The organism is Brotaphodocola sp. (assembly GCF_983179755.1).
The window spans coordinates 1-14645 of sequence record NZ_CFAHBC010000002.1 but is presented as its reverse complement, the minus strand read 5'-3'; the positions used below and the strand labels follow the sequence as shown (position 1 = coordinate 14645).

General features: G+C 42.2%; 13 protein-coding genes. 2 read left to right on the top strand and 11 right to left on the bottom strand.

Annotation, left to right across the window (positions count from 1 at the left end; translation table 11 throughout):
- Window positions 1-4: 4 nt before the first annotated feature.
- The 9 genes from AC4EVX_RS01320 to garD form a co-directional block, all read right to left on the bottom strand.
- A complete protein-coding gene (locus tag AC4EVX_RS01320; protein ID WP_308451522.1) occupies window positions 5-973 on the bottom strand; it encodes a glycosyltransferase family 2 protein in 969 nt (322 codons plus the stop codon).
- Between the two features lie 15 nt (window positions 974-988).
- Complete coding sequence (locus AC4EVX_RS01315; RefSeq protein WP_308451521.1) at window positions 989-2002, bottom strand: glycosyltransferase family 2 protein; 1014 nt, start codon at window positions 2000-2002, stop codon at window positions 989-991.
- 37 nt (window positions 2003-2039) lie between these two features.
- On the bottom strand, window positions 2040-3890 hold the full coding sequence (locus AC4EVX_RS01310; protein ID WP_308451520.1) for a DUF4422 domain-containing protein: 1851 nt from the start codon (window positions 3888-3890) through the stop codon (window positions 2040-2042).
- A 25-nt stretch (window positions 3891-3915) separates the two neighbouring features.
- The gene (locus tag AC4EVX_RS01305) at window positions 3916-4674 is read right to left on the bottom strand and encodes an ABC transporter ATP-binding protein (RefSeq protein WP_308451519.1); all 759 of its coding nucleotides are present in this window, start codon (window positions 4672-4674) and stop codon (window positions 3916-3918) included.
- 9 nt (window positions 4675-4683) lie between these two features.
- Complete coding sequence (locus AC4EVX_RS01300; protein WP_308451518.1) at window positions 4684-5472, bottom strand: ABC transporter permease; 789 nt, start codon at window positions 5470-5472, stop codon at window positions 4684-4686.
- Between the two features lie 70 nt (window positions 5473-5542).
- The gene (locus AC4EVX_RS01295) at window positions 5543-6490 is read right to left on the bottom strand and encodes a DUF4422 domain-containing protein (RefSeq protein WP_308451517.1); all 948 of its coding nucleotides are present in this window, start codon (window positions 6488-6490) and stop codon (window positions 5543-5545) included.
- A gap of 141 nt (window positions 6491-6631) precedes the next feature.
- Complete coding sequence (locus tag AC4EVX_RS01290; RefSeq protein WP_490159404.1) at window positions 6632-7966, bottom strand: sugar transferase; 1335 nt, start codon at window positions 7964-7966, stop codon at window positions 6632-6634.
- A 158-nt stretch (window positions 7967-8124) separates the two neighbouring features.
- The gene (locus tag AC4EVX_RS01285; RefSeq protein WP_490159403.1) at window positions 8125-9759 is read right to left on the bottom strand and encodes an O-antigen ligase family protein; all 1635 of its coding nucleotides are present in this window, start codon (window positions 9757-9759) and stop codon (window positions 8125-8127) included.
- A 330-nt stretch (window positions 9760-10089) separates the two neighbouring features.
- Window positions 10090-11610: a galactarate dehydratase gene (gene garD / locus AC4EVX_RS01280; RefSeq protein WP_308451514.1), complete on the bottom strand. Its 1521-nt coding sequence runs from the start codon at window positions 11608-11610 to the stop codon at window positions 10090-10092.
- Between the two features lie 219 nt (window positions 11611-11829).
- On the opposite strand from garD, the gene AC4EVX_RS01275 reads away from it, so the two are divergent.
- A complete protein-coding gene (locus AC4EVX_RS01275; RefSeq protein ID WP_308451513.1) occupies window positions 11830-12021 on the top strand; it encodes a hypothetical protein in 192 nt (63 codons plus the stop codon).
- Entirely contained in the window at window positions 12002-12982 is a 981-nt protein-coding gene (locus AC4EVX_RS01270) for a LysR family transcriptional regulator (protein ID WP_490159402.1), read from the top strand. The genes AC4EVX_RS01275 and AC4EVX_RS01270 overlap by 20 nt, the downstream gene beginning before the upstream one ends.
- Here the strand turns inward: AC4EVX_RS01270 and pdxT are convergent.
- Window positions 12870-13475 carry a pyridoxal 5'-phosphate synthase glutaminase subunit PdxT gene (gene pdxT, locus AC4EVX_RS01265; protein ID WP_490159401.1) on the bottom strand — a complete coding sequence of 202 codons (606 nt, stop codon included), beginning with the start codon at window positions 13473-13475 and terminating at the stop codon, window positions 12870-12872. The two genes, AC4EVX_RS01270 and pdxT, sit on opposite strands and share 113 nt — an antisense overlap.
- A gap of 81 nt (window positions 13476-13556) precedes the next feature.
- On the bottom strand, window positions 13557-14432 hold the full coding sequence (pdxS, locus tag AC4EVX_RS01260) for a pyridoxal 5'-phosphate synthase lyase subunit PdxS (protein ID WP_308451510.1): 876 nt from the start codon (window positions 14430-14432) through the stop codon (window positions 13557-13559).
- Window positions 14433-14645: the final 213 nt, after the last annotated feature.

Below are 14645 nucleotides of genomic sequence, written 5' to 3'. Positions count from 1 at the left end.
AAACTTACAGCCAACCAAACAACAGCACAAATATCCATGCCAAATTGTATTTTAAACTAGGTAAATCTCCCGGACGAATCTGTTTGCTCAACTTACGCAATCTTTTCTTCGTATCTTTGAAACGCTGAATATCATCCTTTCTATATGGATACATATTCCGTGCGTCTACAAAACAGAATCCAAAATAAAATTTAATCGCGCCCTTGTATGCCTTTATATTCTTTCCTCTTAATTTATTAAGAATGATATCATATGCATCATATGCATTAAACTGACGTCTCTTCCATGCACTTGCATCTTGAGTTAAACTTGACGCCAAAAAACGGTACTCATATAGAATTTCTGGAATAAGCAAAACAGTCTGCAATTTTTCAAGCGTCTCTATAATCCATAGTTTATCCTCATATGTATACACCTCATCTGTAAATGATGGAATGCTTCCATATGCTTTTCTAATATTATCCGCATTCCAAATTTTATTCCACGGATAGCCGCCACCACATTTGTAATTATCAGAAGCAATTTGGTATACAACCTCTTTTGCATCTAATTGAGTTATATTTTCTGTTACAACATGAGGGCATTTTCCATCTGCTGAAAAGTCCTCCCACCCAAACACAATACAATCTACATGATATTTTTCAAATAAAGCCACTGCCTTTTCCCATGCATCTGACTTTAAGAGATCATCAGAATCCAAAAATGTTAAATACTTGCCTCTAACCTTTTTAATACCGGCATTACGAGCAGCACTTACACCAGAATTTTTCTGATGAATTACAATAATACGAGCATCATTTTTTGCATATTCATCACAAATCTCTCCACAGTTATCCGGAGAGCCATCATCAACAAGAATCAATTCAAAATCTTGTACAGTCTGATTCAAAACACTTTCAATACTACTTCGTAAAAAATCTTCTGGGATTTTATATACAGGAACGACAACACTTATTAACGGATTTTGCTTCATCTGTGTAATACTCCTTTAATTTGCTAAACGACCATCCTCTGTAAAACGGTTATCCTTTTTCTTCTTGTATGGTGCTAAAATAGAATAACCTAAGAAATGCGTTTTTCTCAAAATATCCAACTCTCGGAAATGAATCTGATCATAATAATCCGGTGCCTTTGCCTTTAACATCTTGTCAAACGCAATTAAGTTATGTTTGTGCTCTGGAGTAACCGAAATATAAAACATAATCAAATACTGCCACCAACAAGTGCCTACAAGTAACTTATCATATATCTTTTTGACCTCTGCACGTTTTACATCCGTATGTAAATAATCAAGAGAAACCTCAATAACCTTATATTGTTCCATATAGTGTTTCTCAAATCCACCCAGACTCATACTCTGACCAACTGCCGCTCTCCGATAATAATAAACTGGCATATCAAAAAAAGACACTGTTTCTGCCTGATTACATGCTTTCAACACAAATTCTGTGTCTGTATAAAAACAATGCTCCGTCACTTTTACATTTCCCTTTTTCAAAAGTTCCGTCTTAATTGCAAGACTATGCATGAATGGAGAAAAACCTTCTACATCCTTCAGTGCAAATACCTTTCTCACTTCACATCCAGGATTGCAATTCTCCGTGGTAATTACCGCCCCTGTTTCACTGTCATATGTAATATACGGCGCAATCACCATGTCACTGGACTGACTATCCAAATAAGCAATAAATTCATTCAATGCTTTTGGTTCATAGTAATCATCACCATCTAACTGTTTAAAATACTTTCCTTTCGCATTCTGAATACCAGAATTGACGGTTGAACCCCATCCACCATTCTGTTTCTGAATAAGTCTGATACTATCCGGATATTTATCCTGATACTCCTTTGCTATCACAGCCGTCTTATCCTTTGATCCATCATCCACAATCATAATATCCAAAAATTCCATAACCTCAGATTCCAAAAAAGGATCTAAACACTCTCTCAGTGTACTCGCAACATTATAAGCTGCAATTGAAACAGATAAAATCTTATTCATTTTTTATATTTCTCCTTTGATTTTGAATTTTTTATCCTTATTTTATTCCTGCAATTAATTTTAAAACTTCTCTTCTACGTGTACCAATCGGAAAAATTTTATTAATACTCTTTCGTATTGATGCATTATTATAAATTCGCGTTTTTGTTCCATCTTCCGATTTATTATTTACTTTTAAATTCAGTAATAATTTCTCATAGAAAACCGACAATCTTGCATAATGCCAAAAATACTCTGCCAAATCACAATCTACACATTCCCATGGTTTTTGTAATCCCGCAAAATGAGCAATTTTCAAGTTTTCTCTAGCCTTTACATACTCCTCAAATAATTGTCTTGGTGCTAATTCCATTATCTGCATTCTTGACTGACCCATTCTTTGCCAGTTCATAATTACATTCCATTCTTGTGACAAATAATATACAGAATCCTTACATATCATATTTAACACATCTTGATCTTGGCAACGCCATGCCCGTTCTGATGCAAGCGATAACATCTTTTCAGTAGTTGTCACTTCTCTAAATTTTTTTAAATTCAGTACCAATACTCCCGCCTGAAAATAATCAAATACAGATGATATTTTTAATTCGTTTTTAATATAGTTATTCCAATCTTTATCTATCTTTACGCGCCCTGCCGACTCAATATCCTTTGCTGCTGCAATCATATACCTTGAAATGTCTATATCATAAAGATGCGCAAGATCCGCATCCGTTACCATATCCGCATCTAAATATAGCACTTTCTCATAATCAGGCATAATTTCAGGTATAATCAAACGGTAGTATGTTTCTACTGACAAGTGGTATGTTACTGATAATTTATATTTATCAAAATACTGACATACCTGTTCAAACCTAATAGAAATATTCTTTTTGTTTTTCGCCATTCCTAAAATTAATTTTCTATTCTTTTCAGAAATATCATTAAACAATACAATAAGATCATAATTTCTATCAGAAGATGCATTTTCAATAATAGACTTCACCATAACCCCAAGGTATGGGGAAAATTGATCATTTGCTGACAAAACAATAGGAATGCATTCTTTATATACAGGTTTCAATATCTGCTCCGGCTCTGTATTGTGAAATAGCGTTTTGGGAAGTTCTAATCTTCGAATATCTTTATTTTCTTTTAAGTGTGTATAATAAATTCCATACAGCCGCTCTGCCAAATATCCCATAACTCTATACTCTCTGACGCTGTACCATGTCATATCAATTTGATGCTCTACTTCTCCTAAAATATCAAAAAGCCACGTACAATAATCTTGATATAATTCTCGTTTCATAATGAACATATTACACTCATATGCTATGTTATCACACATATAAGTATCTACAGCCTTTTTATATTTCGGGTATTTATTCAACACTATTTTTAACGTTTTATCTAAGTCTTCTCGATGTTGAAAAGGGTCTTTTCCATATTCATGATAGACATCCAACAACTTTCCTTCATCCCGAATACGAGGATACTTTCTTCCCTTTACCGAAATAATATCATATTGAGTAATCAATTTACTCATCTCATCCGAATTCAAATGCAGCTCTTTTATTACATCTTCTGTAATTCGATCATAGGCAATATTTCCCCAACCATCATCGCGATTTAAATTCGGATCAAACGAAAAATACCTTCTATAATGAAAGAAACCATAATAATCTGCATTATCATTTTTCCATGCCCAATATTGCGCTGTTAATTCACAATAACTTTTATTCTTTTCAGATATATTATTTCCCACATCATCATATAACATATTTGCAAAACGCTTTTTTCCCAATGCCACTCCCACCTGAATAGGATACAAATATGGGTTTTCTGGTATATAAGACGGTTTATGGCAAACCACATATATCTTAATATTGCAATTTTCCATTATGGTTCCTCTCATAATCTATCAGTTATTTATCTGAAACAGACAAGCTATCCATATATGCATTACATACTGGCTCTGCCTCTCCCTTCATCACAACAGTTCCTTTGTTTAACCATATTGCATGATCACATAACTGGCGAACTGTCTGCATTGTATGTGATACAAATAACAACGTAGTTCCACCCGCCAACATTTCATGCATTCTTTCTTGACATTTTTCCTGAAACGCTGCATCTCCAACAGCTAATACTTCATCAACAATCAAAATTTCTGGTCGTACAATCGTTGCAATCGCAAATCCCAGACGTGCTGCCATACCAGAAGAATAATTCTTAATCGGCATATTCATGAAATCCTTGAGCTCTGCAAAGTCTACAATTTCATCATAGTGACTGTCCATGAACTCCTTGCTGTATCCGAGAACCGCGCCATTTAAGTAAATATTCTCTGTCGCTGTCAACTCTCCGTCAAATCCGGCACCAAGCTCAATCAGTGGGGCGATGCTTCCGTATACATCAACGGTTCCCTTATAGGGCTTTAAAATTCCACAGATTAGTTTTAATAGAGTGGATTTTCCAGAACCATTTGTTCCGATCAGTCCCCACGCTTCTCCTCGTTTAACTTCAAAGCTGACATTTTTCAGTGCTAAAAATTCCTGAAACATTAGTTCTCGTCTTACTAACTTAACAAAATACTCTTTTAAATTATCAATTTTTTCTGACGCCATATTAAAACGAACTGTAGCATCACTTACTTTTATAATACAATCCTTTTCGCTATTCATAACTGCTCCCTATATATAAAGGATAAACTTATCCTGAGTTTTCAAGAATGCCCACGTTCCAATCACAATTGCAAGTATAGCAGAAATTGTTCCTGCCATAATTAAATACGGATCTGGCATTCTACATTCCAGAACAATCTGACGAAATTCGGTTATGAAAAAATACATTGGATTAAATGTAACTACAATATCCCTCAACGCATCCGGCAACAAAGCAATCGGATAAAACAAAGGAGTTAAATACATCCATGCAGTTAACAATGCGTTATAAATATACTGAATATCACGAAAGAACACCGATCCCTGAGCTAATAGCATACCCAATCCTAAACAAAAAACATACTCTTGAAGAAGAATTACTGGAATCATCAAATAATAAATATTAGGTGTAACTCTACATACTACAAAAACAACTACCAGTGCTCCCATAGCAAATAATGTATTTACAAAGGAACTTGTCACTTTAGAAACTGTAAAAACATATTTAGGTACATATGTTTTTTTAAGTAATGAAGCATTTCCTGTTATAGACGAAATTGCCTGAGTCGTAGACTCATTCATAAAATTAAAGAGTGTCTGTCCAATAATTAAATATACTGGAAAGTTTGTAACATCGGATCGAAACATATTTGAAAATACGATAACTAAAATGACCATAATCATCAGCGGATTCAGGATACTCCACAGGTATCCGAGAAAACTTCTGCGGTATTTCAGCTTGATGTCCTTCGTGACCAGCTGTTCCATCAGAAAACGGTACTTGTAAAAACCGCCAAGTCGTTTCAAAAATAAATTCATACTCGCTCCTTTTTCTTGCAATCAACGTTACCGTTCGTTCATGCGTTGCACAAACGGTAACAACTATCTACTATCGCAAAAAGATACTGCGCAGGATCACTCTCCGCAGGCTTCCCGCCGGAAACATACGGTTCAATTTGCGCATATCAATCTTAATCTCTAATTTCGTGGGTTTCAGCCGAAATGTCCGAACGTTGGACGTGCTTGCCTCCTTTCCCGGCTCTGTGTTATAAAATTTCAGATAAGGCAATTCCGCACATTTTGCGCCGTTTGCCCTCTGATAAAAATAAAAAATGCCAAACAGACGCTCCGCTAAGTAGCCCATAAGACGAGGCTGTGACGGCCTGTCGGCACTCTTATTTTCCTGCTCAAATTCCTCCAGAATTCCAAACAGCCATACCATATACGTCTGAAAGAGGTCTTTCTTCATGATGTACATATTCATATAATAGATCTCTTTTGAATTCATGTAGGCATCTGCCGAGTCGGCATATTCCGGATAGCGTCTCTTCAAAATATTTAAAATCCGGTCGAGAGTCTCCGCCGGATGATACTGGCAAAATTGTCGGTACACCGTCGTGTTGATTCTCTCCCGAAATACTGTGAGCAGATCATACTGACGGATCTGGCTGTTCATCCAGTCTGAGTGCAGGCGGTACGGCGCCAAATCGTCCCAAATCGAATCCAATTCCGTGTACGGTCTTCTTCCCTTTCCCGTCTTCAAATGTCCCTGCTCGTCAACCGGACAGACTCCGTCAAATGCCAGATAGCGCCGGTAATGGAAAAAGCCGTAATAATCACAGCTCACATTTTTCCATGCCCAATACTGGGCAGTCAGTTCGCAATACTCCGGATTCTTCACGGAGATATTGTCTCCCTCATCATCGCGTTGCATTCCCTCGAAATGCGATTTTGCCAGAGCCGATCCCACCTGTACCGGATACAAGAGAGGATTCTCCGGTACATAAGTCGGCTTATGGCAGGCTATAAAAATACGAATATCAGGTGTCTCTCTCATTCTTTAATTCCTGCTTGTTTTCTATTCTATTTCCCTATCTCTTCTTGCCAAATCTATTCTTTTCTTGATTCTTGTTAAATTCTCTTACCGAATTTTCTTACTAAATTTTTTCACCAAAGTTTTTGCTATGAGCTTCTCTCCCTATTCCTTTACGCCCTCGGTTGCTTCCTTCATAAACATGATCTTCGGCGTCATGATAATCAGCTTCAAATCCAGGAAAAGGGAGTAATTGCGAATATAAGTCAAATCCAGTTTCAGCTTATCATAGGAAGTCGTATTATATTTTCCGTAAACCTGTGCGTAACCGGTCAGACCGGCCTTGACTTTCAGGCGGTAGGAAAACTCCGGAATCTCCTTCTCGATCTCTTCTGCAAGTTCCGGGCGCTCCGGGCGCGGGCCGACGATCGACATTTCTCCACGAAGAATGTTGTAAATCTGCGGAAGCTCATCGAGACGGGTCGCTCTTAAGAGACGTCCGACCGGAAGAATTCGCGGGTCATGCTCCGAAGCAAGCACCGCTCCGCTGTATTTCTCCGCGTCCTGAATCATTGTACGGAACTTAAAAATCTCAAAGGTTTTTCCGTTCTTTGTAAGTCTCGTCTGCTTGTAAATCACTGGACCGCCGTCCGTCAGCTTGATGCTGATCGCGATAATCAGGAAAAACGGTGCCGTCAGAATCACAGCAATCAGAGAACCGACGATATCCATCGCACGCTTACAGAATTCCTGCTCAATCTGAAGTCCCGTATTTCGAGACAGCAGAAGCGGGGAATCAAAAAGATTCAACTCCACAGAACTGCGAAGCAGGATATCCGAGATCTTCGGAACGCTGTATGTGCGGATTCTCTGTGAAAAACAATATTTGATAATCAGATTTCTCTCATGGGATGGCATATCACCGACGATAATTCCGTCATACTTGGCGATCTCCTGCTTCAGGCGCTCCATCCCGACGCGGTAGCTGATGATCTCGCTGATCATGTACTTATCCTCTCGGGCATTCATCTTCTCCACGAGATGATAATCGGAATGTTCTCCGGAAATCAGGAGCATTCTTCTCGGCGGGAACATGCTGTTGTAAAACCACTGAAACAGAAGCGTCCAGACCAAAATCACAACCACTCCAACCACCAGATCCAAAATCAGAGGCACCGGTGTGATAAAGTGCTTATGCTGTACGGAAATCTGAAAATATGTAACAATATTTGCAAAAATCACAGACAGAATCTGAGAATAAATCAGATTTCCCTTTTTGAGCTGGCCTACTTTGAATCCGCCGTATGTCTGCATAAAGAACACCAGCAGGAGTCCATAAATAAAAATCATCATCCAGTTGCCCCGTCTGAAAAACGGGGCCCAGATGATTTTGTTATACCAGCCTGTCCAGATCATTCCGTATACTCCTGTAAGCAGTGCAATCAGGACCACCGAAAATCCGACCTTTATCAGTCTTTTGTACTGTTCAAAATTATTCATAATGTTTCTTTTCTTTCTATCTAACCTTCCATTGCATCTTTCCTGCGAAAAGCCCAGGAAACCTCAATACAGTATATCATTCTGTAAATAATAACGCAACCTCACCTTTTTAGGAAACTCTGAGGTTTTATTTACTTTTTTATTAATATCTGGCAGATTTAATTTTCTCTGCGTTTTCCCGCAATCCCCATCCCGGCGCTCATCAGCAACCACATTATCGGGGTCGCAATCGGGAGATCCAGATTGACCATTGCCTGACATACATAGCAGAGCACGGCTACGGCGCACGCAAGCGCATAGGGACTTCGTGCACGCTTCTTCGTGATTCTGCCGATTCCAGAGATCAGAAATACCACATAGGCGAGTGCTCCGATCGGTCCGATCGTCACAAAATACTGGATGTAGGCATTATGCGCATTGTCAAAGATCTGACCCGTCGCATCGATCATCTCTGCCATGATCTTGTCGGTCGTCATGATACCAAAGGTATCCGGACCGAAGCCGAACAACTTGTGAATCGGCTTGAGTTTCTGATACATACGGAAGGATGCCTTCCAGATGTAACCACGGTTTGTTCCCCAGCTGTCGCTGAACACCAGATACTCCGCCAGACTGCCGTAGCGAGCGCCATTTCCACCCACATTTGCATCGTAGATCATGAAGATCAAAGCCACCGCTCCGGCAATCAGAAGTCCTCCCCAGATTCTTCTGAGAAGTTTTCCAGGTGCAAATACATCCGAATCCTGCACACCTTTAACCATAAACCAGTACCAGAGCGCCGTCAGCACCCAGAGCAGAATCATTGCCGGGAAGAGTCCATTAAAATTCGAGATGATTCCAAACAGACTGTCGAGCCCGATGACGATGTCCGCAAAAACCTGATTGATCCAGTCGATACACTGAATGACGGTTACAAACGTCGAAATCATCACAAAATAGCGCAGGATTCCACGACGACTTTTAAGCACCACGAAAGGCAGAAACGCAAACATTGATCCGATCGCAAGATAGGCATTCTCACTGCATCCCATGATGATCGCAAAGAAGGATACCGTCATACAGATATAGTACCAGATCATCTTGAACCGATTTTCTTCCTGCGTAAAACGCGCACCTGCAAATCCCATGATGATTGCCACATAGGCGGTGTAAGTGTTGATGTTTCCGACGGTTGAGGTGAAGATCGTCGACTGCTCCGGCTTGATCTTTCCACGGAAATCAAGAAGGTCGAGCTGGAAGTAATCGGTGATTCCGATCACGCACATGATCATTCCGGAAATCAAGAAGAGCTGGAGAATCCATCCCTGAACCTTCCAAAAACGACTCACGACAAAGTAGACAACCACATAGATTGTCAGCAGAAAGAGTCCCGAATATCGTCCTTCATTTCCCCAGAAAGACTCATACAGGTAGTCAGATTGAAGCGTCGAGATCAGCGCAATCACCCAGAAAAGGAAAACTGCCACATCAGCGATACAGAACGTCTCTTTCCAGTTTTGGGGTTTCAAACTGGAGAACAACTCTTTCGTGTGCTCTCCTCCCCATTCCTTAAAATCAATCAGCATCATGACAAGCCCGAGAACCAAAAGGATTCCGAGCATCGCAAGCATGGGAATGTAGTACGCCTTGTATTTCGTCTCCAGAATATCAATATAGGAATTGTGGTAGATCAGCGGAAATACGGTTGTGATCAGCATCAGAAAAAAGGTGATGACTCCGCTGGAAATCGCAGAACAAGTCTCTGAAAAACTGTCTTCCACATAGACGGGCGTTTTTTTCTCTGTTTCAGCCATTTGAAACCTCCATTTCTTATTTTCTTATAAATTTGTTTTTTCTTATGATTTTGCATGTCATCAAACAATGTACTTTCCTCATTATAAACGGACACCGATATTTTCGCAATGCTTACCGCAAGGAATCTGATCCTAGTAATCTTCCAAGGTGACTCAGCAAACTGGCAACTTTCTTTTCTATAAAACAAAAAAGACAGCTGTCTTCCGGACATAAAATGTGGGGTATGTCCATGAAATCAGCTGTCTTTAAATTTTATAAAATCAAATCTTATTGTATGAAATCACTTTATTCAATGATATTCATCCACAATCCGCTCGTCCGATTCCTCATCAGGTTATCGGTGCCGGGTTGAAGATGCACATGTCATTGTGGAATCCGTACTGATCGCTGTAAGGCTGTTTCCGTCCGGAAGCAACATCGATCATGTAGTTGAAGATCTGGGTTCCAACTTCTGCAATCGTCTTTTCGCCGGTTGCAACCTGACCTGCGGAGATATCGATCATATCGAACCAGTTATCCTTCATCTCGTTACGGCTACATACCTTGATAACTGGAGCGATCTCCAGACCATACGGGGTTCCACGACCAGTCATGAATAACTGTAAGCCGATACCTGCTGCAATCTGGGACGGTCCGCACACGATGTCGGATGCCGGGGTTGCTGCGTAGATCAGACCCTTCTTGGTCGGTCTCTCGCCAGGACCTGTTACCTCAACGATCGGGGAAGTACCAGACTTTGCGATTGAACCCATTGCCTTCTCAACGATGTTAGCAAGTCCGCCCTTCTTGTTACCAGGAGTCGGGTTTGCATCACGGTCTACACCGCCCTCGTCAAGATAGTCGTCATACCACTTCATCTCCTGAGCAAGACGGTCGCGAACTTCCTTGTTGACGCAACGTGCTGCCAGCATATGAACGCCGTCACGAACCTCGGTTACCTCACTGAACATAACGGTACCACCACCGCGAACCAGCATATCTGCCGCATATCCGGCACTCGGGTTTGCAGTCAGTCCACTGAATGCATCGCTGCCACCACACTGCATACCGATTACAAGCTCACTTAACGGAAGCGGTTCACGCTTACGCTGATTCAGCTTCTGGAGCTTTTTCTCTGCCATTGCCATGATCTGATTCATCATCTCATCATGTCCGTGGCACTCCTGAATCGTCAGGCAGTTCTCCGGAGTGATATCCTCCGGATCCATGAGACGCTCATAAGTCAGCTTCTCACATCCCAGACCGAGAACCATGACCTCACCGCCAAAGTTCGGGTGATGAATGATGTTGTGAAGGGAACGAATCGGGATGTATGCCATCGGCGCATTGATCGCAACACCACAGCCATATGGATGAGTGACCGCAACAACACCATCCACATTCGGATACTTCGGAAGCAGTTCCTTCTTGATTCTCTCAACGGCAACCTTTGCAACACCAGCCACACACTGTACGGTTGTCATAATTCCGAGAAGGTTTCTGGTTCCTGCCGGACCATGCTCGTTCTTGTAACCCATCCAAGTCGTAACAGTCGGCTCCGGGAGCTCCTCCTTCGGTACAATGTGAGTTGCATACGGCATATCATCCAGTGCCGGACTCTCCGGCAGAATCACCATATGCTCATTGATCCAGTCTCCTGTCTGGATATCATCTTTTGCGTATCCGAGAACAACGCCATAACGAACGATCGGCTCATTCTTCGGAATCGGCTGCAGGGCAATCTTATGTGCCTGCGGAATGTCACAATTTGCATGAATACCCGGCATTACTTCAGTTCCCTGCGGGATGTCATGAACCGCGATTGCTACGTTATCCTGCGGTTTCACCTTAATGTAAAGCGGTGCAGACATTTCAACTCCTCCTTTTTCGTGAAACGCAACTGTCTTTTTCTTCGACTCTCAAGCTCGTTGCGTCTGACCTTTGTATGATTTGATTATATCCCACGATGAGATTTGTGTAAAATATTTCCTTTTAATACGGGTATTAGAAAAACCGATAATACATGGGAAAATACATGGATTTGCTTGACTTTTTCTTGCTTTTTTCGATATAGTTGAAGGAGAAAAAACGTGCTGAGACAAAGAAAAAATGAAAACATTCTGAAAGAAGTTCTGAAGGTCTCAGAAGGAAACAACGAACCAGAAACAATGTGTAAAAAGCGAACACCAGAAAGAATAAAAAAGCAAAAAAACTTAGATTTACATAAAGAAAATAAAAATCAGAAAAGAGTATCAGATTATTATGGACTTAAAACAACTTGAATATATCGTAAAAATTGCAGATGAAAAAAATGTATCAAGGGCGGCGGAAAAGCTCTTTATCAGCCAGTCTGCGCTGAATCAACAACTCCTGAAGTTGGAAAAAGATCTCAGCGCACCTCTCTTTTTCCGCACACGGAACAACTGGCAACTCACGGAAGTCGGAGAAATCTATGTCCGCACCGCCCGGGAAATCCTCGGTCTGAAGGAATCCGCCTACAACCAGATCGCTGATGTGCTCGGAAGCGAATCGAGACATTTCACCCTCGGAATCGCTCCCGGTCGTGGCATCCGCATGTTTACCCATGTCTATCCGAGGTTTCTGGAAAAATTTCCAGGTGTCTCGATCTCTCCGATTGAGATGAGCAGTTACCGCCAGCAGTCTCTGATCGCTGATGAAAAACTCGACCTCGGTTTTCTCACGATCGGGGACAGCCAGAAAATCAACAGCAACTATCACACAATCTACTCAGAAGAGATTTTTGTTGCACTTCCGACGAATCATCCCTTAAGCAAATCGATTTCTCGCTCTCCCGGTCAGATTCCTGAGATCGAGCTCTCCGCGCTTCAAGATGAACCCTTTGTTCTGATGTATCCGGGATCGAGCTGTCGTTTTCTGACGGATGCAATCTTCGGGGAGGCAGGCATCACACCAAATGTTCTCTTCGAGACTTCAAATGCCGGAAGCATTGCCTACTTTGTATCCTCCGGACTTTGCTGTGGCTTTATCCCCGAATTTTATGCACTTGAGCGAAATGACATCAGCCTGTTTGCGCTTCCGTCTCATCCGCACTGGGATGTCGCTTTCTGCTACTCCAAGCGGTCTTACTTGAGCAAACCTCTCAAAGAGTTCATCCGACTTTGCTCAGAGTATTGGATGGAATATTACCAACAGAAGCGACCAGTTTCAGGAAATACTCATGAATCCGAACATCCTGATTCAGTTCCGGATGAAACGCTGTGACAAGCTGATTTCCCTGGCGTACTGCCACAATGTGACCGTTCACCTCAGCCAGTGCCTGTGCATTTCCCCAAACCTTCTCAACGTAAGGAGCGCGGATAAATGTCATCGGCACCGGCTCTTTCATTTCTCCAAACACTTCTTCAGTGTAGAAACTGCCGAGCTGACGACCGTAGGCGTTTCGTTTAACCTGAATCTGCATCGTTCCAAGGCAGGGCATTCCGCCCTCGACCTTCTCCGCGAGCAGGATCATTCCGGCGCACGTTCCAAAAACCGGGAGACCGTCCTGAATTCTCGTTCGCACATCCTCAAGCATGCCCTCATCCCGAAGAAGTTTTCCGATCACCGTGCTCTCTCCGCCCGGAAGAATCAGTGCGTCAAACGGTCTTTCCAGATCGCATTTCTGGCGAATCTGAAAATGTTCCACCCCGAGTTTTTTAAGCATCTCCTCATGTTCTGCAAATGCTCCCTGAAGAGCCAACACTGCTACTGTCATGATTTTGCCACTCCTTTGTCACTTGTTTTGGCTTTCGCCTGCTACCTTCCCCAGCGCCTAAGTTCTACCTTAAGTTTTATCCTATTTTCCGCGCTCTGCCATCAGGATCTTGATTTCCTGCTCGTTGATTCCAACCATCGCCTCACCGAGTCCGGTCGAAAGTTCTGCAATCAGCTTTGCATCCTTGTAATTTGTGACTGCCTGCACAATCGCACTCGCACGTTTTACCGGATCTCCCGATTTGAAAATTCCGGAACCGACAAACACGCCCTCTGCTCCGAGTTGCATCATCAGTGCCGCATCTGCCGGAGTTGCAACTCCACCTGCCGCAAAGTTTACAACTGGAAGTTTGCCATTCTCATGTACATAGGTCAAAAGATCGAGCGGGACCTGAAGCTGTTTTGCTGTCTCGAAAAGCTCGTCTTTTCTCAGGCTCTGCACACGGCGAATCTCTGAATTCATTGCGCGCATATGGCGGACTGCCTGAACGACATCTCCGGTTCCCGGCTCGCCCTTCGTGCGGATCATCGATGCGCCTTCCGCGATTCTTCTGAGTGCCTCACCGAGATCGCGTGCTCCGCAGACAAACGGAACCTTAAACTGCGTCTTATCAATGTGATACACATCATCTGCCGGACTGAGAACCTCACTTTCATCGATGTAGTCGATCTCGATTGCCTCAAGGATCTGCGCCTCCACAAAATGACCGATTCTGCACTTTGCCATGACCGGAATGCTGACTGCCTCCTGAATTCCGCGAATCATTCCCGGATCACTCATACGTGAAACTCCGCCTGCGGCGCGAATGTCTGCCGGGATTCTCTCAAGTGCCATAACCGCACATGCACCGGCTTCCTGAGCGATTTTTGCCTGCTCCGGTGTCGTTACATCCATAATCACTCCACCCTTAAGCATCTGTGCCAGCTGTTTGTTCAGTTCGTATCTGTTCTCTTTCATCGTTCTCTTCGCCTTTCTCCGGCGCATCGTTTTGTTTTCCCGGGATTGATGTGCGTCCGATGGTTACATTATACGCATAAATGGCATTGTGAAAATATCCAGTTTTTATTATTTTAACCAATCCAGTTATATGGGCACAAAAAAAGCCGTATCCCATTTCTGGAACACAGCTCTCCTCTCTTCATATACCTTCAAAACTGCACATTGAATCAT